We start from the raw sequence: 22,865 nt of genomic DNA, 5'->3' as shown, positions 1-22,865 counted from the left end.
ATCGTCGTTTCCAACGGCTATCCCCCTGTGTAAGGTAGGTTGCTCACGTGTTACTCACCCGTTCGCCACTTTCATTTCATTTCCATTCCCGAAAGAATTTCCACAAAAATCACGTTCGACTTGCATGTGTTAAGCACGCCGCCAGCGTTCGTCCTGAGCCAGGATCAAACTCTCTATTTAAAGTTCGTCTGCTCTCGCTGACTTTTTTACACCTAAATTATTGTTTTTCTTTGTACTCTCAAAGTTTTTATCACTGTTTACTTTTCTTGGTTCGTGTCACTCTTGTTGCGACCTTAATATTATATCACTATTATTTTCGTTTGTCAACACTTTTTTATCTTTTTTTTGCCTTCAAACCTTTTAAAACTTATATTATGATAACTTATTATTATGCCGCTCTTTAAGTGCCTTAATATTATATCAGCCTTCGCCCTATCAGTCAATACCTTTTTGTCATATTTTTAAGTTTTTTTATAAAATTTTTATATAATATCAATTATTATCAATTATTTTTTACCTTTAGCAGTTATTTCTTTTATATTTATTTTTAGAACATGAATCTTATCGAAACTTTTTTCAATATATTTCATTCCGGATTCTATAAAATCAGGTGAATATTTATATAATATTGATTTAATACCTTTAAGTTTTTCTTCATTGTTAACTATAGTTATTTCTCCAAGTACAATAACGGACATATATTTTGTAGAAAATTGACTCGCTTGTCTTTCAACTTTATCTACTACCGTAAAAGAAACTTTAGAATTTTCTTCTATGTTTTTTAATTTATATCCACCTTGGTTTGTACAATGAATGTATATAACATCATTACAATATGCATAACTCAACGGTATTCCATAAGGTTGATTACAACTATCAGATGTTGAAAGAATTCCATATTCTCCGTTTTTTAGTAATTCTTTTCCCTCTTCTACACTTAGTTCTCTATCCTTTCTTCTCATTTCCATAATTTTTCTCCTTCTAATATTTTTTATAACAAAAAAGACAAGCTTCAAATTGCTCATCTTCTCTGTTTTATATCGGAACATTATATGAAAAAGCAACTAAATAAACTCATTATTATATAATCATATAATACTTGTATTTATTTACGCTTTATATCTAATTCCATTATATCACATTTATATATTATTTCAACATTTTTCTTATATTAATTTTTTATGGATAACAAGTCTATTATAAGATTTTCTTATAAGAACTTATCTTTCATATTTATCCAGTACCAGTTTTCGTTGAATACTAATTTATATAACTTAAATCTTGATTTTTTAAACTCAAAATATGATACATCTGTATAGTCTTTCTCTATTCCATCAGCAACAAAACTAATTTTTTTATGTTGATTTTCTAACGGAACTATTTTTAGAGTAGACGTATCAGGAATTACCAAAGAATTTGAAATAGTCCTATACACTTTTGAAAAGATTGGAGCTAATGGTGTTAGTTGAAATCCTCTTAAGGATGGATGCATAATACTTCCACCTGCAGACATATTGTAAGCAGTACTCCCTGAAGGAGTTGAGATTATTAAACCATCTCCTGCAAAAGTTTCAAGATGATTGTCGTCTATATAAACATCTAAATGAATTATTTCTGAACTATTTGACTTAATAACAAAATCATTTAGACATTTATTTGAAAATACAATATCATTTGTTTTTAAATCACATTCCAATAATCTAATTTTATCAACAGTATATTTTTCTTCTATATAATCATCTATAAATTTTTCAATTTTATCAAAACTAATTTCTTGAAAAAAACCAAGTGTCCCTGTATTTATTCCAACAAATGGAACTTTAGGAAAGTCAGAATTATGTACACCTCTTATAAAGGCTCCATCTCCACCTATACAGATACTTAATTCAGCCTCTTCTTTAAATGTTTCAGAAATTTCAAAGCCTCTTTTTTCAAACAATTCTTTCGTCTTGATAAAAGCTTCTAGGGATTTTATATTATCATTAAAAAAAATATTAATTAATCTTTTCATAATTTCACCTTTTATTTTAATCTATCAAATTTATTTTAACACATTAAACATATATAAGCAAGAAAAAAGGAGCTTTTGCTCCTTAAATACTACACATTTTTCTTTTTCTTAATCTTTTTTAATCTATAAAAATCTTCTCTTTCTTTTTCTTCAAGAACTTCTGAAATATATTTTTCGGTTTCTTCAAGATTCGGAATTTGAATTTTATCTAAAGCATTTGCCCTTTTTTGATTCTTTTTTATTTCTATAGATAGTTTATAAACTGTATTTTCAGTTTCTGCAAGTCTATATACAAGTCTTTTAATTTTTTGAAATATTTTTATGGCTTCATCAATTGCCGGGCTTGTCATATACATTCCATAATGTGGTCTTAAAGTTCCATGCTCGTATTTTACACTCGGAACATCAAGTCCCATAATAGATTTATAAGAAATTTCAAAATTTTCAGACTTATCTATTGATAGTGAAATGTCTTGCACATTCATAACCCCCATAGTTATATTTGCCTCTTGCAAAATAGAATAAGCTCTTTCAAATAGTACTTTTACATCTTCTTGAATTTCCTTTGCATTTTCAATTTGTTGCATCATTTCTTTTATAAGTACGGTTCTTTTTTTATCTATTAGATTATATCCTACTTTAGATAATTTTAAATCGTCTTTAATTTTTAATAGATTTGATTTCGTAGGAGCAATATTTTGAATCATATTACCACCTTCCATATTTTTCTATATATTTACTTTCCAATCTATCCAATTCAATTTTAGGGAATAGTTTGAATAAACCCCAAGCAATATCAAGTGATTCTTCAATTGTTCTGGATTCATCAAAGTTTTGGTTTAAAAAGTTTTGTTCAAACTCCCTACCGAATTCCATATAAATTTTATCTATTTCTGTTAAATCATCTTCCCCAATTATTTGTGATAGCGAACGAACTTCTATAACCTTTGAATAAAGAGCGAATAACTGAGATTGTACTTGATCATGATCTTCTCTTGTATATCCATCTCCAATACCATCTTTCATAAGTCTTGACAATGAAGGCAAAATATTAACAGGTGGATAAATATTCTTTTGGAATAATTCCCTTGATAAAACTATTTGTCCTTCAGTAATAAAACCTGTAAGGTCAGGGATTGGATGTGTTATATCATCATTAGGCATAGTTAAAATAGGAATTAATGTAATTGAACCTTTCTTTCCCTTTACCATTCCGGCTCTTTCATATAAGGTAGAAAGATCTGAATACAAATATCCAGGGTATCCCTTTCTACTAGGAACTTCTTCTCTTGCAGAAGAAATTTCTCTTAAAGCCTCTGCATAACTTGTAATATCAGTCATAACTACTAAAATATGCATTCTTTCTTCAAATGCAAGATATTCTGCAGCAGTTAATGCAGTTCTAGGTGTTGAAATCCTTTCAACAATTGGTGCATCAGCAAGATTTATATATGAAACAACTCTTGATGATGCTCCTGATTCTTCAAATGCACTTTTAAAGAATTCATAATCATCATATTTAATTCCCATTCCTGCAAATACTATTGCAAATTTATCGTCAGAATTTTTTAATTTAGATTGTCTAACTATTTGAGCCGCCAATGCATTATGTGTCAAACCATTTGATGAAAATATTGGAAGTTTTTGTCCCCTAATTAAAGTAGTAAGGGTATCAATTGCAGAAATTCCAGTTTCCAAATAATCTCTTGGATATTCTCTTGCAACAGGATTCATAGGTCTTCCATTTACATTATATTTTTTCTCTGAAATAATATAATCCCCATTGTCAATTGGTTCTCCCACGCCATTAAAAGTTCTTCCTAAAATATCTTTACTAAGACAAATTTCAAGTGGAGTTCCTGTGAAAGTAACAGCAGAATTTTGTGTTGAAATTCCGGTTGTGCCTTCAAAAACTTGAGCAATTACCTTATCTCCTTGAATTCTAACAACCTTGGCTCTTCTTCTTTCACTTCCATCTATTACTATATCCATCATTTCATCATAGCTGACATTATCTACACCTTTAAGCACAATCAAAGGTCCATCTATTTTTTCTAGTTTTAAATATTGTCTTTGCATAATTATCACCTACTCTCCCTGATTTTCGTCTATCAAAGCAGTATAATAGCTATTGATTTTTGCATTTAACTTTTCAAATGCTTCATCGTAGTTTTCATTTGGAATATTATATTTCATCTTAATAACTTCTTCAAATAAATCATCATTTTTTATTTGAGTAAGGGCAACTTGTTGTTTTACTGCTAAAGTACAATTCATATATAAATTATCTATTACTTTTAACATTTCAAATTGTTTTTTCAAAGGAACATAACTGTCTGTTTCATGCATTGCATTTTGTTGTAAAAATCCCTTTTTCAAAACTTTTGCAATTTCTATAACAATTCTTTGATCATTTGGTAAAACATCTTCACCAACTAATTGAACAATTTGATTCAATTTATTATCTTCTGAAAGAAGTTCCATCATCTTTGCTCTTAATTTTAAAAGTTCAGGAGATACATTTTCATCATAATATTCTTTAATCAATGTAGTATAACCACTATAACTTGTTAGATAGTTTACAGCAGGATAGTGTCTTATATATGCTAAATTCTTATCCAAACCTATAAAGGCTGAAACAAATCTTTTAGTATTTTCAGTTACCGGTTCTGAGAAGTCTCCACCTGGTGGAGAAACAGCACCAATTACAGTAATTGATCCCTCTTTTTTGGAAAGAGTTTCTACATAACCCGCTCTTTCATAAAATTGTGCAATTCTTGAAGGAAGATATGCAGGATAGCCTTCTTCTGCAGGCATTTCTTCAAGTCTTCCTGAAATTTCTCTTAGAGCTTCTGCCCATCTTGAAGTAGAGTCAGCCATTATTGCAACATGGTAACCCATATCTCTATAATACTCCGCAATAGTTATTCCGGTATATATTGACGCTTCACGAGCAGCAACCGGCATATTTGAAGTATTTGCTATTAAAATAGTTCTTTCCATAAGCGGTTTTGAAGTTCTTGGGTCTATTAACTTTGGAAATTCCTCAAGAACATCTGTCATTTCATTACCACGTTCTCCACAGCCGATATAAACTATAATATCAGCATCAGACCATTTTGCAAGTTGATGTTGAGTCATAGTTTTTCCTGTACCGAATCCACCCGGAAGTGCTGAAGTTCCTCCCTTTGCTATTGGAAAGAAAACATCAAGTACTCTTTGCCCTGTTACTAAAGGTCTTGAAATTGGCATTCTCACATCTATTGGACGTGGAATTCTTACAGGCCATTGATGATACATTTTTAATTTATGAATTTTTCCATCTTCATCTTTTATTGTTACTAAATCAGTCTCTAAATTATATTTTCCTGATGGTAAAGCTTCAATTACTTCACCACTAATAGTTGGTGGAACTAAAATTTTATGTTCAATAAAACTGGTTTCTTGAGTTGTTGCAAAAATTTCTCCTGCAGATAATTTATCCCCAACTTTAACAAGAATTTCAACATCCCATTGTTTTTCTTTATCAATAGACACAAGACCTATTCCTTCTGCAATAAATTCTCCTGTCATTGAATATATTTTTTCAAGCGGTCTTTGAATACCGTCAAATATATTTCCTATAATTCCAGGGCCTAATGTTACTGATAGTGGAACATTTGTACTTTCTATAGTTTCTCCAACTTTTAGCCCTTGTGTTTCTTCATAAACTTGTATAGTCGCTACATCTTCATCAATAGATATGATTTCTCCGATTAATTTTTTATCCCCAACCAAAACCATATCTCTAACCTTGTAAATTTCCATACAGTCTGCTTTAACAACAGGACCATTTATATCAATTATTTTAGGTATATTACGCATTACCTTTCTCCTCATTACAATTATTAATTAATTGTTTATTCCAATTTCTTTTTTTAACTTTGCTAAAATCTTTTGGTATTTTGTTGTTAATAGAAAATCAAGAGAATAGTTTAATCTATAAGTTCTTTCCACATTTTCTATTTCAAAACCTCCAACTTTTATATCAAGACTTTTTTCAACCTTGATATCTCCTAAGACATTTTTTATTATTTCATTATCTCTTTCAAAACTTTTTTCATAAACATAAATAATATCATTAGAATTTATTTCTGATTTTACATTTTTTAAAGTATTTTTTAAATATGATACACCTTTTTCAGTCATATATGAGTTATTCAATTCTTCTTTAAGAGCTTTAAAAAATTCATCATAAATTTCTTTATTAGTATTTAAAATGATATCTTGTCCTTCTTTTAAAGTTTTTGAACGAATTTTATCTGACTTATTATCAAGTTTTGTCCTATATTCTCTCTTTAATTTTTCAATTTCTTCGTATTTTTTAGCTTTATATTCTGTCATTAATCTTTCAGTTTCCGAAGCAATTTTTTTCAATTCTTCATCATACTTTTCGTCAATTTCTTCATTTAGTATTCTTTTAAATGACTCTATCTTATCTTCAATTGTTATCATAAGATTTCTCCTTAAATATTAATTCCTATTGATTCGTTTATATAGTTTGTAATGAAATTTGGATCTCTTTTCAAACCTGTTCTATCTGGTATCTCAACTATAAGTGGAAAAATATTTTTCAACTTAACTGCCATAACCTCTTCACTAATAAGATTAAAAATATTTTCAGTTAAAATTAAAATTCCAATTTCCTTATTATTTAGACAATCATTAAATTCTTCCAACGCCTCTTCTCTAGTCTTTAAAACAACTCCAGTTATACCAGCTAATCTCATTCCTACAAGTGTATCTGTATTATCAGATATAAGATAACTTATCATAGAATTCTCCTAAACTCTTTGTAAAATCATAATTGAAATTATAAGTCCGTAAATAGCAATACCTTCTGCAAGTCCAAGAATAATAAGTGTTTTACCTAAAATTGAAGAATCTTCTGAAACGGCACCAATTGCTGCTGAACCAGCTTGACCAACACCTATTCCAGTACCAATTGCTGCAAGACCAGTTGATAAAGCAGCTGCTAAATATCCCATTCCACTTGCTGAACTTGCTGTACTTTGTGTAGTTTCAGCTGCAAATGCAATATCTGGAACAAGTCCCATTAAAAATAAAGCTAAAATTGAAATGACATTAATAGCTATTGCCTTTTTTAATCCTGATTTTGTTGTTTTCTTTTCTTTTCTTAAATAAGATATACCTGTTAAAATAGTTGTTCCTATTCCTAATGTTATTAATAATAAAGTAATTTTCATAATTTTCCTCCTAAATTTCTTCTTTTAATTCTACTTTTAATGGTTCATAATTTATTCCTTCACCATTAAAATATTTACTGAATAATTCATAATATTCTAATCTTATTGCTTGAATGAAAACTATAAGTCCTTCAAGACAAACAATAAATATATTTCCTAAAACAATCATAAATATATTTCCAAAACTTGAACCTAGCATTTGTCCTAAAGCGTGAAACGCCATAAAAAGTCCAACGTGATTAATCGCAAAAGCTCCAACTCTTATAAAAGAAAGAGTATTTGAAAAGAATCCCATAACAGTTTCAAACATTTCAAATCCGCTTTCAACAGGAGAAAAGTCTTCCTTTTCCTCTATTTTACTAATCATCGGAACAAGTTTAGGTTTCATAAACATCAATGTTGAAGTTACAACCAAAATTACAACACTTATTATTGTAATTATTGAAGATACATTTACACTTACATACTTTTTCAACAAAACAGTATTTAAAACTATTACTATAAATGAGATATAGAATAAAAATCCTGATAAACCATTTTTATCTAAAAATAATTTTCCAAATTCTTTTCTCATCTTTAAGTTTCTAAAATTGATAAAATATGCAATTAATATCATTAAAATACCAAGTCCAATAGTTGCAACCAGTATTGTATTAATATCATTCATCGGTCTTATAATTAATGCTGGAATTAAATCCTCAATTCCAAAAACACTTCCATAAATAAATCCAAAAAACATTGATGAAAAACCAATTCTTTGAATAATCTTTGCTATTACACCAAGTTTTTTAGAGAATAACATTCCAGCGATTACAAAAATCAAACCCTGCCCTACATCTCCAAACATCATTCCAAACAAAAGCAAATATGTTATTGCAAAAAACGGCGTCGGATCTGTTTCCTTATAATCTGGAATTGAATACATCTTTACCAAAGCTTCAAAAGGTCTTAAAATAAAATTATTTTTTAACTTTGTAGGTATTTTAAATCTTGAAGGAATTTCATTATCATCTTCAAAATATATCAAAGCACTTTCTGAAACTTTTTCAACTGCATTCTTTATACTTTCAACTTTAGATTCCGGAACAAAAGCACTTAATAAAATAAAATTTTTACTTTCTGCAATATGTCCTTCAAGTTCCTCAATCTTTTCAATAATTTTATATCTGTAATAGAAACCTAAAATTTCTTGTAAATATTTATCCTTAAATTCAGCTTTTTCCTTTAAAATTTCATCTTGTTCTCTTTCTAAACTTTCCAATTCAGCATTTTTATTCTTTATAAAATCCTTAAAAGAAATATCTAAATTAGGAAGCTCAATTCTATCAAAGGACAAAGAACGAATAAAATATTTTGTATCTTTTGCATAAACGGAAGGAGTGAAGATTATAACAGTTTCTCCATAACTACTAGTTCCTAAATGCACAACTATTCCCTTAATATTTTCATAATTTGCCTTTAATTTTATCCAAGAATTCTTTGAAATTTCTCCCATATCAAAATTAATATGTTTTAAATTATAAAACTCAGATATTTTCATATCACTATCGGAAAAATATTCAACAGCATTTAATAAAATTTTAATTTCTGCTCTCTTTTTCCTATTCTCATCTTCCCTAGTTTTTATTGAAGAAGATTTCACAGAAATATCCTCTAATATTTTAAGCTTTTCACTATAATTTAAATTTTGTAAATCATTTAAAGTAACATCATCTTCTTTAATGTTAAAGAAGGCAAACATCTGATCTAAAAGTTCTTTATACTTTCTCTTTTTAAAAACTTTTTCTCTATGATATGGTCTTATCTTATCAACAGCAACACCCATATCATTAAAAATCCCTATTTGAGAATCCATATACTTCATTGTGAAATTTTCTGAATTTCCAGCATTTGTAATATGAATCGAGCCATTCAAAACAATTTCTCTAAGAATACTGTGAGCATCCTGTTTTAAAGCAACGAGATTCATCATTTTCATTTTTTCGACAGCCAATTTAGCACCCCCTAACTAAATCAATGAATATTAATTAAATATTCTTTTACTTCACTTTTACTAAGTTTATACTTATTCGCTTCTGCTATTCTAATTAAATTTTCATTTTGAATATTCAACTGAATAATAAACTTGAGTAAAGTAGAAATTGAATTATCATAGTCTTTAAGTTTCTTTAAATGGCTAAGATAAACATATTCGTTAATATTTCTATTTGAGACAATAGTATTTCCATTAGCATCTTCAAGAGTATGTCTTAATTTAGTTTTCTTTATCTTCTCAACAATAGCCTCAACACTATCACTATATATCAAGTCCTTTAAAAAATCTCCTTTAATATATTTACCATATCGTAAACTATAACTGTAAATTTCCTCATTCGGTAAATCATAATATTTTTTAGCTCTGATTATCCATTGAAGATTGATTGTATCTATTAAAGTAGAAAAATAATCATTAAAAATAGCCTGACTCGACTTTGATAATTTATCAATAGCATTTTTCATTGATTGAAAATATAAACTATCTAATTTCATTTCAACATGAAAATGAAGTCTAAATATATCTTCATCAGTAAGAGAAGCAATTGCCTTTTTATAAACTGTACCTTTCAAAACATCTAAAGCCTGATTAAAAGTTTCACAATTTACTAGTTTAGAATAATCAATATGTTTATTTTTCCTATACATTATTGTATCTCTTTCCAAGTCTATCTTTTCATTTTCAACAATGCTTCTAAGAATTATTTTTAAATCTTTAAATTCATACTTCATAAGCATAACTTCCATAATCTTTTTATCCTCACCAAAGAGGAAAAATTTTAATCTGCCAAGTAAATCAGCTTCAATCTTATTGAGCATAAATTCTGTATCGTATCTATTTCTCATAGATCTTTCTTCATACAAAGGAATCTCATATTTATATAATATATTATTCTTTAAATAATCAACTATTTCATGCCTTTGTTCAAAAGATAAAATTTTATCATAATCGGATTCTTTTAAAATTCCCTTTCTTAAAACTCCGATTTTTGCATTAATTGAATGAAAATTATTCCCCATAAAACTCACCGCTTTCTAAAAGAGAATCAGCAAAATTTTTAATTAAGATTTCTTTTTTATCTTTAAAAATATTCTTTATAGCTTCAGCCTTTTTACTATATTCCACTAATTTATCCTTATCTTCACTCTCTATTGAAGAAAGATGTAATTTAAGATTTTCCTGTTCTTCTTCCAAAACCTTATTATACTCGTCATCTATAACTTTCATCTTTTCTTTTCTATCTTTAAGTAATCTTTGTTTCTCAACTTCTAATCTTTGTTGATAATCCTCAGCACCTTTATCAATATCAAATATATTTTTTATAAAACTTTCCATAAATGCCTCCTTTCTAAAAATTTTAAATTATTAAATTTTCTCCAAAACAAAAGCGCATTCGTAAAAATGCACTTCCAATTTTGCGATAAAAAATTAGAAAATTGTTCACATAATGGCAAGCTCAATTATTGTAAACAATTTTGAAATTTTATTCTCTAATATAATATTTAAATTTAATTTACAATAAGTTCATATAAAATAAATTTCATCTCGCCATAATCAACAATTATCAATATAAAAATTTTAATTGTTCAATCAGTTATTCTTTACTCTATTTATTTAAAATATAATTTAGCATACAATTATTTATCATAAAACTCTACTAAGGGCATTATTAAATCGGAATTTTTATTATCTACTTTAATTCCCCATCCACAAACTGGACATTCCAAAAACTTCGTTGATGATAACGGAAAAATTGGAATAAAAAATAGTGTAAACCATCTTCTATTATTATAAAGCGTCCATATTGAAGTGTTATTACAATGACCACAACTACATACTTCTTTAGTTTGTCCTATTTCTTTACTCTTTACCTTTGTTCCGTATAATATTATCATTCTTCCTACTAAATACCAAATTTTATATCCAGTATTTTTATCATGCCTCAAACTAAAAGTTCATTGCTAAAATTATAATATACTTTTCAAGAATTATTTTCATTCTCCTTGAAAACATATATATTATACACCTATGTTTTTATAAAATCAAGCACTCAAATAAAATTTTTTACAATTTAAAAAAACACTAGTTTCTTTGTTTTAACTTCTTATAATTACTGTCTTCTTTATAATTTTTACAAAATTTTTCATATAATTTAATTAAACTCTTTTCAGAAATATCTTTTCTCTTATAGTTAAGCAAATAATATTTATTTTTAAGATTAAAATCAATCCTTGAAGTTTTAGAAAACACGAAAAGAAATATCTCATTTCCATTAAATTCAGTTTCTACAGAAGGCGAAGATTTTTCTGTATCTTCCATTGTAATTTTAAATCTAAATTTACAATCAGAAATTAGATTAAAAAACTCTTTTTTATCCTCATCAGACTCTATATTTGCTGTGTATCCACTTCCCTCAAAATATACTTTAATTACTTTATTATTTACAATTTCATTTTTTAAAGAATGTAATTCATATTTATATCTTAAAAATACTGATAAAAATATTATACATACTATAACTAAAATGATTGATATAATCTTTAAAATTTTTTTATTTTTCATAAATGAAACTTCTCCTTTAAAGTATATAAGATATTAATTATAAATAATTTTGCTTTTGTGCATCCCACATTTTCTTATAATAATCGCAATTTTTTAATAAATTGATATGAGTATCATAAGCTAAAATTTCTCCTTCATCTAATATTAAAATCTTATCTGAAAATTTTATGCTACCCAATCTATGAGTTATAATTACACCTGTTTTGTCAGATAAAATTTTTTTAAAAATATCGTAAATGTCTTTTTCAAAAATAGGGTCTATTTCTGCTGTTGGTTCGTCTAAAACTAAAAAATTACTATCTTTATAAATTCCTCTACAAATAGCAAGTTTTTGCCACTGTCCTCCTGATAGTTCCAGTCCTCCTATTTCTTTTCCTAATAGTTTTTCGTAATATTCACTTTTAAATCCCATTGATTTCATAATAGCAAAAGAATCCGCACTAGATTCACTGCCTAGCTCAATATTATTTCTAACATCTAAAGGATATTTGCAAAAATCTTGAAAGACAACTGAATTTTTTGCAATTAATTTGTTAGATTCGGACTCACTTGGCTTATATAATCCAAGTAAAATCTTTGCCAGAGTACTTTTCCCAGAACCATTTTTGCCAACTATAGCAATAATCTCTCCTCTATTTATCTTCAAATTTATATTTTTTAAACAATATTTTTTAGCATTTGGATATTTGAACTTCAAATTAGATAATTCTACAGAATTATCATTATGCAAGCTTTCTTTTTCAAATTCTAAGCTCATAAATTCAAAGTATGGTACAGATAATTTTGAGAACATCATAATATATCCTTGTAGCGAAAAAATTTCTTCAATAAATTTTGAAATTATATTTACACCCACTATAACGATAATCAAATTACCGATATCATTGGTATTTATATAATCGAATGTAGCCAGTAGATATATTGATATTTTTCCTAAATATATTAATAATTTCGAAATTAATTCTATGATATATATCTTCTTATTCAAAATAGAAAACTTCTTATTGTGTTCATTAAATACATTATTTAATTTTTTTAAAACAAAATCTAAAGTATTATATATTTTAAATTCTGCATAAGTTGAATCTTCTAAAATACTATTCTCAATCTCTTTTTTTCTTCTTTCATATAAATTCAAGTCTAAACGATATTTAGTAATGTACCTTCCTTTAAAATAATTTTCTAAAATTAAAGGAAATAATATTAGTATCAAAAAAAATAGATATTTTATATTAATAAAAATAATAAAATTTGAAATTAATACAATATTTAAAATTAAACCAAAGTATGAAATAACAGTCTCTACAAGTCTAAATATATTTGTGCTACAAACTGTTGCTTCATGAATTTTTTCATTTATATTATTTTTTTCATATTCTATAATTTCAATTTCAGAGCACTTTTTTTGAATTTTTGTTTTTAAAATTTTTTCAAAATTTGGAATTAAGATATATTGTATATAGTATCTATCAAAGTAAATTTTCTTTATAGCTATTATAAATAAAAATGTAACATATGGAAGAAATGAAAACACAATATTCTTAAAAAAAATATTAAAATCCTCATTTTTAAAAATAACTATCCCTTTAAAAAATTCTCTAGTATAAATCATACCAAACATATAAGTCAAAGCAGTTATTACTGTAACTAATATCATAATAAATAGCTCTTTTCTATATGTACTATAAAATAGATTAATACACCTAGATATCATCTTTATATTAGTCAAAAATTGATTTTTGAATTTCATACATTTCAAAATATTTTCCTCCATAAGAAATTAATTCATTATGTGTTCCTGATTCAATCAAATTTCCATCTTCAATCAATAAAATTATATCAGTATATTTAACAATTCCAAGTCTATGAGAAATAAATATATTTAAGCTTCCAGAAATTTTATCTTGTATATTTTTATAATATTCTAATTCTAAAAAAAGATCTAAATTAGAAGTAGGTTCATCAAAAATAAAAACTTTTGATTTTCTCAAAAAAACTCTATTAAAAAATATATTTTTCCACTGACCCCCTGAAAGATTAACATTATTCTTGTAATTAATACTGGTGTATGAATCTATTCCATCATTAAAATTTTCAACAAATTCAACAATGCTCTTATCTATGTCTAAATCTCCTTTTTGAGATTCTTCTAAAGTTATATTTTCAAAAATAGTAAATGGATACTTTTTAGGATGTTGAAAAAGCACAGAAAATATTTTTGACTTCTGTTCTAATGATATATCATTTATATCAACACCACCTATTCTTATATTACCTTTTTCAACTCTATACAATCCTAATAGTAACTTAATTAAAGTACTTTTTCCTGAACCATTTCTACCTAAAATTGAATAATTCTTTCCAAACTCAAAGGTAAATGAAAAATTCTTAATTATATATTCATCTGAATTAGGATATCTAAAGAAAACTCTATCAAATTCTATATTATAATTACTTAATTTTACATCTTTTTTTACTAATTTTTTCTTTGTAATAAATTCGTGATATAAATTAATACCATTTGTAAAATTAAAATAATCTGATATTTTATTTAACTCAGTACCAATTATTTCAGTTATTATAATTAATCCGCTATTTAACAAGTAAAAATAGGAAATATTAATGCTTCCCAAATCATATAAATATAAACTTGCAATCAGCATAAATAATACAAGAAAATAATTTGAAACTTCATACAAAAAATCAAATTTCAGACGATTTCTAGCATCCTTTAAATTTTCATCAATGGCATCGTCATACTTATGTAAAAATATCTTATTGTAAAAATTAAAAACATTAAATATTTTTCTTTCATTAGAATGTTTTTTATCTATCAATATATTATTTATTATATTGTGTTCCTTACAATTTTCCATATATTTAATCCAAATATCTTTAGACGCTTTTAGTTGATTATTCTTTAAATACAAAACAAAAGCAATTACGAATAAATAAATTATAAACATATATACATTAATATAAAAAATAATAAGCAACACAAAAAGAGCTAAAAACAAATTTATAATAGTTTTATAGCAATCTTTAGAAATTTTTATATAATTTTCCATATAATTATTTACTACAAATATTTTATTCTTAAAATCTACACTTTCAAATTCTTTAAGCTCAATATTTTCAAAAGATTTTAACATATTTAATTTCAGGACTTTTTTATGTTTTTCTCCATCCTTTTCCAAACTGTAATTTACAAAAATATTAAAAAATTCTCCGAAAATAAAAAACAATAAAACATATAATAAAACGATTATATCTTCTTTTCTCTTTATTGTTATAATTAATGGAAACATTGAAATTAAAATTAATCTGTCTAGTGATACAATCAAAGAAGCAAATATAACAATTATTTTTTTATTGATACAATTCTTAAAAACTTGAATGAATGACTTCATTAATTCCCCCAACTCCCTATTATATTATTTCCATATAATTATATTTAAGTAAAATATTATAATTATTTTCTCAATTATATAATACATTTTCCTGAAATTAATCTAATTTTACCTATTTCTAATATGTAATTATATTTTATCTCATTAAAAAATCAAAGTCAAGTTTTGACTTTGATTTTTCCTAAATTTCAACAAATTCATTTATTCCAAATAGATATAATCCCTTTTTGGCAACTTTTTTGCCAGAAATATCTTCAATTGCAGATTTATACAAATCCAATTGTACTTTATATCTTTCCTTTACTTCTTCAAGATTTTCTTTTGTTACATAATCTGTCTTGTAATCCAATAAAATTATTTCCCCATTTTCATTTTCAAAGAAAAGGTCAATTATTCCGACTACCATAATTTTTTCGTCTTCTGAAATATTTTCATCTTTAAATAGATTTTTCAATTTTATATTATAGTCAATGGCTTTTTCTTTAAATAATTTTTCAGATTTATTTGCAATGTAAATTTCTTTAAAAATATCAGACTGAATAAATTTTACAATCCAATTTATTTTTATCGTTTCTATTTCGTCCAAGCTCATAATATTTTTTTCTACAAATGAGTTTATTTGCGACTTAACTTCTTCTCTTATTTTTGAAATATCTTCTGTATCAAATTTTGAAAAGTCTAAAAGTTGCAAAGCCAAATGGAAAATAGTTCCTTTTTCTGCAGAATTAAAACCGACTTTTTCCTCACCCTGATGAATAAATGACGGAGTTTTTAAAACAAAATTTTCTTTATAAAATTTTTGATGTTTTTCCTCATCTTCTTCCTGAATCATCTTTTTAATTTCAGAAACAGTAATACTTGAAGGCTTGTTTAAAACATTTTTATAAACATATTCTTTGTTAAATCTATCTTCTAAGAATTCTTTAACAGTTCGCATTTCTTGTTTAACTTCAATATCATCTTCTTCAGAAATTATTTCATTGGTTTTAATTTCTTCTTTAATTCTTTGATATTCTATAAATTCCTCTGTTTTAGTATTTACATTTAATTGAAATTTCAAGTCTTCATTTCCCAAAAAGTTTTCTTCTCTTCCCAGACAATTCAAACTCTTTCCATAAACACTAAGATTATCAATAGAGCTTAATATCCAATCAAGATAATTATTTATTTTTAGAATTTTATAATTACTTATATTGCCTATTTCATCAATTCCGGAGCTTATTTCTTCTCTTAAATTCTCATAATCTTTTACTCTTCCGGTTATTATAAGTTTTTCCTTTGCTCTTGTCATTGCAACATAAAGAAGTCTCATTTCTTCAGCAATTTGTTCATTCTTTTTAAATTTTTCAATTTTTTTCTTCATAATGCTGTTAAAAGAAGTTTTTTTATCCATATCATAAACAACTGCACCAAAACCAAGTTTTTGATGTAAAACCAAATTGCTGTCATCAGCTCTGAAATTAAATTTCTTATTCATATTTGCAAGAAATACGATAGGAAATTCCAAGCCTTTGCTCTTATGAATGCTTATAATTTTAACTACATTAGCATCTTCAGAAATTAATTTTGCCTCAGAAATATCACTTTTTAAACTGATTTTTTGAATATAATTTACAAAATTGAATAATCCCTTATAAGAATTTTTTTCATAATTTTTCGCCTTTTCGAAAAGTAACATCAGATTAGTTTTTCTCTGTTCTCCCATATCCAAAAGTCCGACATAATTATAGTATCCTGTATATTTATATAAAAACCATATTAATTCATCAGCAGAAACTAAAGATTTTTTTTCTATAAATAATTTTAAATCGGAAATAAATTTTGTAATTTTTTCCTTTAAACTCACTCTAATTTCGATGTCTTTATCTTCTAAAATTTTTATTAAGAGCTCATAAAATTTTAGTTCCCTATCTACAAGTCTTATTTGGCTTAATTCTGTTGATGTAAAATTATAAATTGGAGAATACATTACAGAAATTAAAGGAATATCCTGCATAGGATTATCTATAATTTTAAGTAAATTAATTATTGTATCAACTTCAAAAGTATCAAAATATCCACCCGTACTCTCTGCATAAATCGGAATATTATATTCTAAAAACACTTCTTCTAAAATTTTTGTATTACTGCTTGGAGAACGCATCAAAATAACAATATCTTTGTAATCAACTTTCCTATAATCATCCAAATTTTTATCATAAACCTTAAAAGGATTTTCTATATTGTTCATCATATTGTAAATTGTATTTGCAATTTTTATACATTCAAGTTTAAAAGATTTCATCTCTTCAAAATCTTCTGAATATTCATCAGTTAAAATTATCTCATCTTCGTCCTCATCATCAGATTTTTCATCGACTAAAAGAATTTCAACCGCACCCCCGACATTTTCATCAATTTCTTTAAAACTTGCCATAGGATTTAATCTTTCGTCAATAGTATAATCAAGTTCTCCCGTTTCTTTTTTCATTATTTTTGAAAAAACTAGATTCGTTCCCTCAAGGATTTCTTTTCTACTTCTAAAATTCGCATAGAGCATTATTTTTTTATTAAAACTGTCAACATCGTCCTCTACTCTGTAATAATTTTCATATTTTTCCATAAAAATACTCGGATCTGCCTGTCTAAATCTATAAATACTCTGTTTAACATCTCCAACCATAAATCTGTTATTTTCTTTTGCAACTGCTGATAAAAGAATTTCTTGAACTAGGTTGCTGTCTTGATATTCGTCAATAAAAACTTCAGCATATTTTTCTTGATATTCCAAAGCAGTTTTTGACGGTTTAATATTTCCATCTTCATCAATATCTACAAGTATCTCTAATGCCAAATGTTCAATATCGGCAAAATCTACATAATTAAATTTTTGCTTTCTCTCCCAAAACTTTTCCTTAAATTTAATTACAACATCGGAAATTGAACGAACATAAGGATAGATTAAATCACTTTCTTTTTTTATATTTTCTAAATCTAAATTTAAAGCTCCAAGTGATTCTGAAATTTCCGACTTTATACTATCCAATTCTTTTTTAACTTTATTATATATTTCTTTTACTTCTTCATCACATTTTGAAATTCTAAAACTTCCAAAGTTTGAATTTAAAAATTCATAAGATGATTTTTTAAGCTCATCAAATTTTGTATTATCCTTCAAAAAGTCTTTTAAACTTTCCTTTACAACAGATAAAGCATCCAACAAAGTATTATAAATATCTATATATTTTTCAAGTTCAGGATAATTTTCTATTTTTTTCAAATTATTTTTAATACTAAGTTCAAAAAATTCTAAATCCATATCTACATCTTTTGCAATATCCAAGATGTAATTTTCTAAATAAAAATCATCATCCTTAGTACTCGTATTAAAAAATTCTGCCTTTTCATTTAGCCAAATTTTTGGAAAAGGATGAGAATTCACAAAATTATTTACATTCAGTAAAAGTTGTAAAAGTCCTTCATCCGTATTTTTCTTGGCATACCAATCAACTAATCTCAAAAAGCTCTCATCATTATTTTCATAAAGCTCTTCAAATAATTCTTCCATAACTTCTTTGGCTAAAACTTCATTTTCGCTAGGATCTATAACTTTTATATTGCTATCTAAATTTACCAAATGAGCATAAGAAATCAAAACATCTTTACAAAAAGAGTCAATAGTTGTGATGTCAGCACCGCTAAGGAGCAGTAATTGTTTTTGAAGATGTTCATTTTCCGGATTTTCTTCAAGTTTTTTTTCAATGGCCTTACTTACTCTTTCTCTCATTTCAGATGCAGCCAATTTTGTAAATGTTACAACAAGTAATTTGTTGATATCAATTGGATTTTTTTCATCTAACACAAGCTCTATAATTCTTTCGATAAGTACAGCTGTTTTTCCGGAACCAGCCGCCGCAGACACAATTAAATTTGTATTTCTACTTTCAATTACCTGTCTTTGCTCTTTAGTCCACTTTACTTCACTCACTATTTCTCACCTCTTTTCTCTTTATTTTCCGAATTCATTTTTTCAAAAACCTCATTTGGTTTATCTTTAGTCAATAAGTTCTTAATATTATTATATTTATTATGCTTAATATCAAATCTGCAAATGGATTTATATTTACAATAATCACAAGGCTTTTTATTCTTATATCTGAAAGGCCTTATATCAATATTTCCTGAATAAATTTCTTCGCAAATATCCTTAGTCTTATTTAAAACAAATTCATTTACAATATCAAATTCATCAGTAGTTAAGCCCAATGTACTTGCCCCAATTTCTTGTCCTTTTGATTTTAATTTAATAGGTAGTATTTCAGAATTCAAATTATCCGCATCCAAAGTCCTATCTAAATTCTTCAAAAGTTCCATATCCTTTATAACAAAACCGGTAAGTTTATTTTTCTTAAGTTTTTCACTATGATAACTTTCGTCGTTCATATCAAGCATTTTCGAATAAGTTTCAAATCCGACAAAATTTGTTGTAAAATCACTATAAAATAGTCCTGCAGGTTTATATCTTTCTTTATTGGAAGATAAAATTGCATTCATATAGACAAAAAGTTGTAGCTGAAGCCCTGCATAAACTTGATTTAAATCAATATCTCTTTTTGAAGATTTATAATCAATAATTCTTAAAAAGTCAAAATTTTCTCCTTTAAAAACATCAATTCTGTCAATCTTACCGACTAATTTAATCTCTTTTCCATTCTTTAAAGTATAAGTAATAGGTTTTATTGACTCATCTCCAAATTCTGTTTCAAAACCTGTTGGAACAAAGTTTCCACGTCTTACTTGTTCAGCCATAATTTCTATGCTTTCAACAATATTTTTGTGTGTAATAGTTGAAAAATATTTATATTTTGGAGAGCTTTCAAGAATAAAATTAGACTTTTCAGCCATTTTTGCTGTTAATTTTTCGACTTCCCTTTGGATAAATTCTCTATCAATTATATTCCAATCAATATTATTTTCAAAAATTCCCTTAAAAAAGTCGTCAAAAATCTTATGGCAATAAGTTCCATAATCTGCAGGAGAAAAATCATACACTTCTCTTTCCTTTGCTCTAAGTCCATAGTTTATAAAATATGAAAAAGGACAACGCATAAAGTTTTCAAGTTTTGAAATGCTTACATTTCCACTTTCATAAAGAAATGAAGTATAATCTTTAATATTTTCAGTTTCTTTCTTGTAATTTAATTTATCCTTTAAAATTTCAATTTTATATTTATAATCTTCATCCTCAATCAAGAAATCAATTATTTCTCTAAAATTGAATTTATCATTTTCGCTCAATTTATTTGAATTTAAAGCCTCAATATTGGAAACTAAAATTTGATATAATCTCTCTTTAGAAAAAGTTTCAAAAATATCCATAATAGAAAAATCTTTTCTATAATCTATACTTTCAACTTCTAAATTTCCAAAAATGAATTTAATTTTTTTCACAAATCTTGAAACTAAAAGACTCTTTCCCTCCAAATCGGAAACAGGAAAAGTTATATACAATTTTTCTTTAGCAATGCTGAAAGTTTTATAACTTAAAAATTGTTCATCCGTAGTTTTTAGTAAATTATTATTGGAAAAATTAAAGCCCAAAGTTTTTAAACTTTCTTTTTCATTTTCGCTAATTAAGTCATTATCCACTATATTTTTTGGGAAGTTCCCGTCATTAACTCCCAATACAAAAGCTATTTTTGTAGAAGGTTTTTTCATTCTGTCAACAGTTGTAATAAAGACTTCATCCTTTGAAGGAGGAACAATTCCAAGCTCAATATTTTCCAGTTCAGTTTTAATTAAATTTATAAATTTTGAGTAGGCAATCTTCTCCTCTCCCATAAATTCAACCATTTCATCCAAAACTGCTGTAAAACTTCCCCAAACTTGAGAATACTCTTTCGCCTTATATAAATTTCCTTCATTTTGAAAATTAGTTACAAGTTCATTAATTCTATCAAAAAGTCCAATTTTCAAAGTGAACTCATATAAATATTTACAAATATCCTTTACGGTATTTCTACCTTTTAACTTAGCATGTAAATTTTTTATCGGAGTTATCACCATATTTTTTATCTCATTTATCTTTACAAGTTTTTCATCATCACTTTCTTCCTCAACACTATGAACGATGGACTTGTTCCAAGATTCGTCAAACCAGCGATTACCTTTTATACCATTTGCAATTACATAATTTTCCAAAAGGAAAATATCCTCATTAGAAACTCCTGTAAGTCCGCTCTTCAAATATCTAAAAACAGAATCATAGGAATAATTTTTATCCTTCATATCCAAAATGGATAAAATTAGAATAATAATTGGATTTTCCATAATTGAAATCTTTTCGTCCAAGAAATAATCTATATTGTAATCGTCAAAAACTCTTTCTATTATATAAGAATATTCATCCAAACTTCTCATACATAGAGTTATATCATTGTATCTATAGCCTTTAGTTTTAACTAATTTAGAAATTTCTTCTGCAACAAAAGAAACTTCATCATATATATTTTTAAATTTTAAAATTCTAATATTTTCAGAATCTTTAGAATATGGTTTTGGAGAAAAAGTACCGATATTTTTTTCTAAAAAAGATAAATCTTCCGAATTATAATAACTTTCATTTGAAAGTGAAATATTTTCAAACAATGGAATATTATACTTTTCGCAAATATTTTTAATATTTAAAATTGTTGAGTTACTTCTTAAAAACATATTCATTTTTGAATGTAAATTTTTAAAATCAGTTAAAAGAGAAAAATAAATATTTTTTGAAAAATAGATTAACTTTTCAATTACCAAGTATTGAGCGGGAGTAAAGTCCATATATTCGTCAACGAAAATAGTTGCTCCTTTAATACTTTCAAAATCATCAAGTTTTTCAGCAAAAATATTTAAAGTATCTTCAGTATCAGAGTATTTTTTATCAATCAAATTTTCATAAGATTTATAAATATTATATAAATCTTGCATTTTAAATTTCAAAGACTCATTTTTAACATTTTCTTTAAGCGAAAAAACATCCGTAACCGAAAAATCATTTTGCTTAAACTCTATTATCATATCCATAATATTGTTTACAAAACCCATTTTAAAATCGTCAGATTTAAAAGTAATCAAATCTTTTGAAACCATGTCCATAGCCTTAAAAGTTAAAAGACTTCTAGCACTTGTCGTAAGTCTTCTCTCCTTAAGTCCACCGACATTGGTAAAAACAATTTTACTTAAAGTTGAAAAACTTACAACTCTAATTCTAAAATTAGGATCAATATTTTTTTCATCTTCAAGCTTTTCACTTAATCTTTTTTCCATTTCATATGTAAATTTTTCCGGAACTAAAATATAAATAGGCTTTTTATCTTCTCTTTTAGCCTCTTCAAAACAAAGCTCTAAAATCTTATCAGTCCTATCTGCTCCAAATCTTCCTGTTATAAATCCAACTGCCACAATAATTACCTCTTTCAATCTGATATGATTATTTTATCATATTTTGATATAACAAAAAAGAGTTAGCCAGATGTATTGCTCACTTTTCTTATATCCTAGATTTTATGTGCAATGCATTGAATAACTCTATTTTTTAATTCATAATTAATGATTTGTCTAAGTAGAAACTTCATAAT

Annotated in this window: 17 protein-coding genes and 1 rRNA gene; all 18 read right to left on the bottom strand. The window is 26.1% G+C overall.

Translation table 11 applies throughout. The features are described 5' to 3' along the window. Nucleotides 1–180 (bottom strand): 16S ribosomal RNA (locus VJI93_RS05675); the annotation flags it as partial. A 326-nt stretch (nucleotides 181–506) separates the two neighbouring features. Further along, nucleotides 507–968 carry a pyridoxamine 5'-phosphate oxidase family protein gene (locus tag VJI93_RS05670; protein ID WP_323999780.1) on the bottom strand — a complete coding sequence of 154 codons (462 nt, stop codon included), beginning with the start codon at nucleotides 966–968 and terminating at the stop codon, nucleotides 507–509. A gap of 242 nt (nucleotides 969–1,210) precedes the next feature. Beyond that, entirely contained in the window at nucleotides 1,211–2,011 is an 801-nt protein-coding gene (locus tag VJI93_RS05665; RefSeq protein WP_323999781.1) for an NAD(+)/NADH kinase, read from the bottom strand. Nucleotides 2,012–2,100: 89 nt separating this feature from the next. Next, nucleotides 2,101–2,718 (bottom strand): V-type ATP synthase subunit D, encoded by a 618-nt coding sequence (locus tag VJI93_RS05660; protein ID WP_323999782.1) that lies wholly within the window; start codon nucleotides 2,716–2,718, stop codon nucleotides 2,101–2,103. 1 nt (nucleotide 2,719) lies between these two features. Further along, nucleotides 2,720–4,090, bottom strand: coding sequence for a V-type ATP synthase subunit B (locus VJI93_RS05655; RefSeq protein WP_323999783.1), 1,371 nt, complete (start codon nucleotides 4,088–4,090; stop codon nucleotides 2,720–2,722). 9 nt (nucleotides 4,091–4,099) lie between these two features. Beyond that, entirely contained in the window at nucleotides 4,100–5,875 is a 1,776-nt protein-coding gene (locus VJI93_RS05650; protein ID WP_323999784.1) for a V-type ATP synthase subunit A, read from the bottom strand. 27 nt (nucleotides 5,876–5,902) lie between these two features. Then, nucleotides 5,903–6,505: a V-type ATP synthase subunit E gene (locus tag VJI93_RS05645; protein WP_323999785.1), complete on the bottom strand. Its 603-nt coding sequence runs from the start codon at nucleotides 6,503–6,505 to the stop codon at nucleotides 5,903–5,905. An 11-nt stretch (nucleotides 6,506–6,516) separates the two neighbouring features. After that, entirely contained in the window at nucleotides 6,517–6,825 is a 309-nt protein-coding gene (locus VJI93_RS05640) for a V-type ATP synthase subunit F (protein ID WP_009448490.1), read from the bottom strand. Between the two features lie 9 nt (nucleotides 6,826–6,834). Then, nucleotides 6,835–7,257 (bottom strand): ATP synthase subunit C, encoded by a 423-nt coding sequence (locus VJI93_RS05635; protein WP_323999786.1) that lies wholly within the window; start codon nucleotides 7,255–7,257, stop codon nucleotides 6,835–6,837. A 10-nt stretch (nucleotides 7,258–7,267) separates the two neighbouring features. Beyond that, nucleotides 7,268–9,250, bottom strand: coding sequence for a V-type ATP synthase subunit I (locus VJI93_RS05630; RefSeq protein ID WP_323999787.1), 1,983 nt, complete (start codon nucleotides 9,248–9,250; stop codon nucleotides 7,268–7,270). Between the two features lie 20 nt (nucleotides 9,251–9,270). Beyond that, nucleotides 9,271–10,311, bottom strand: a complete 1,041-nt coding sequence (locus VJI93_RS05625) for a V-type ATPase subunit (RefSeq protein WP_323999788.1) — start codon at nucleotides 10,309–10,311, stop codon at nucleotides 9,271–9,273. Further along, nucleotides 10,301–10,627 carry a hypothetical protein gene (locus tag VJI93_RS05620; RefSeq protein WP_323999789.1) on the bottom strand — a complete coding sequence of 109 codons (327 nt, stop codon included), beginning with the start codon at nucleotides 10,625–10,627 and terminating at the stop codon, nucleotides 10,301–10,303. The genes VJI93_RS05625 and VJI93_RS05620 overlap by 11 nt, the downstream gene beginning before the upstream one ends. Before the next feature lie 302 nt (nucleotides 10,628–10,929). Beyond that, nucleotides 10,930–11,187: a zinc-ribbon domain-containing protein gene (locus tag VJI93_RS05615; protein WP_323999790.1), complete on the bottom strand. Its 258-nt coding sequence runs from the start codon at nucleotides 11,185–11,187 to the stop codon at nucleotides 10,930–10,932. 187 nt (nucleotides 11,188–11,374) lie between these two features. Beyond that, nucleotides 11,375–11,854, bottom strand: coding sequence for a hypothetical protein (locus tag VJI93_RS05610; protein WP_323999791.1), 480 nt, complete (start codon nucleotides 11,852–11,854; stop codon nucleotides 11,375–11,377). 37 nt (nucleotides 11,855–11,891) lie between these two features. Then, nucleotides 11,892–13,604: an ATP-binding cassette domain-containing protein gene (locus tag VJI93_RS05605; protein WP_323999838.1), complete on the bottom strand. Its 1,713-nt coding sequence runs from the start codon at nucleotides 13,602–13,604 to the stop codon at nucleotides 11,892–11,894. Next, the gene (locus VJI93_RS05600) at nucleotides 13,576–15,264 is read right to left on the bottom strand and encodes an ABC transporter ATP-binding protein (RefSeq protein WP_323999792.1); all 1,689 of its coding nucleotides are present in this window, start codon (nucleotides 15,262–15,264) and stop codon (nucleotides 13,576–13,578) included. The genes VJI93_RS05605 and VJI93_RS05600 overlap by 29 nt, the downstream gene beginning before the upstream one ends. 181 nt (nucleotides 15,265–15,445) lie before the next feature. Further along, nucleotides 15,446–19,231 carry a helicase-exonuclease AddAB subunit AddA gene (gene addA / locus VJI93_RS05595; RefSeq protein WP_323999793.1) on the bottom strand — a complete coding sequence of 1,262 codons (3,786 nt, stop codon included), beginning with the start codon at nucleotides 19,229–19,231 and terminating at the stop codon, nucleotides 15,446–15,448. Further along, the gene (locus VJI93_RS05590) at nucleotides 19,231–22,707 is read right to left on the bottom strand and encodes a PD-(D/E)XK nuclease family protein (RefSeq protein WP_324009215.1); all 3,477 of its coding nucleotides are present in this window, start codon (nucleotides 22,705–22,707) and stop codon (nucleotides 19,231–19,233) included. The genes addA and VJI93_RS05590 overlap by 1 nt, the downstream gene beginning before the upstream one ends. Between the last annotated feature and the right edge of the window lie 158 nt (nucleotides 22,708–22,865).

This window comes from Parvimonas sp. M20 (assembly GCF_035282425.1).
GTDB lineage: Bacteria > Bacillota > Clostridia > Tissierellales > Peptoniphilaceae > Parvimonas.
Note: the sequence above shows the minus strand (reverse complement) of the source record. Positions and strands in the feature narration are given on the sequence as shown.

Bases quoted from the DNA above. Each gene is read 5' to 3' on its own strand.
- VJI93_RS05605 (WP_323999838.1), bottom strand. From the start codon at position 13,604: ATGAAATTCAAAAATCAATTTTTGACTAATATAAAGATGATATCTAGG.
- VJI93_RS05665 (WP_323999781.1), bottom strand. From the start codon at position 2,011: ATGAAAAGATTAATTAATATTTTTTTTAATGATAATATAAAATCCCTA.
- VJI93_RS05655 (WP_323999783.1), bottom strand. From the start codon at position 4,090: ATGCAAAGACAATATTTAAAACTAGAAAAAATAGATGGACCTTTGATT.
- VJI93_RS05670 (WP_323999780.1), bottom strand. From the start codon at position 968: ATGGAAATGAGAAGAAAGGATAGAGAACTAAGTGTAGAAGAGGGAAAA.
- VJI93_RS05625 (WP_323999788.1), bottom strand. From the start codon at position 10,311: ATGGGGAATAATTTTCATTCAATTAATGCAAAAATCGGAGTTTTAAGA.
- VJI93_RS05660 (WP_323999782.1), bottom strand. From the start codon at position 2,718: ATGATTCAAAATATTGCTCCTACGAAATCAAATCTATTAAAAATTAAA.
- VJI93_RS05650 (WP_323999784.1), bottom strand. From the start codon at position 5,875: ATGCGTAATATACCTAAAATAATTGATATAAATGGTCCTGTTGTTAAA.
- VJI93_RS05640 (WP_009448490.1), bottom strand. From the start codon at position 6,825: ATGATAAGTTATCTTATATCTGATAATACAGATACACTTGTAGGAATG.
- VJI93_RS05635 (WP_323999786.1), bottom strand. From the start codon at position 7,257: ATGAAAATTACTTTATTATTAATAACATTAGGAATAGGAACAACTATT.
- VJI93_RS05610 (WP_323999791.1), bottom strand. From the start codon at position 11,854: ATGAAAAATAAAAAAATTTTAAAGATTATATCAATCATTTTAGTTATA.
- VJI93_RS05600 (WP_323999792.1), bottom strand. From the start codon at position 15,264: ATGAAGTCATTCATTCAAGTTTTTAAGAATTGTATCAATAAAAAAATA.
- VJI93_RS05620 (WP_323999789.1), bottom strand. From the start codon at position 10,627: ATGGAAAGTTTTATAAAAAATATATTTGATATTGATAAAGGTGCTGAG.
- VJI93_RS05645 (WP_323999785.1), bottom strand. From the start codon at position 6,505: ATGATAACAATTGAAGATAAGATAGAGTCATTTAAAAGAATACTAAAT.
- VJI93_RS05615 (WP_323999790.1), bottom strand. From the start codon at position 11,187: ATGATAATATTATACGGAACAAAGGTAAAGAGTAAAGAAATAGGACAA.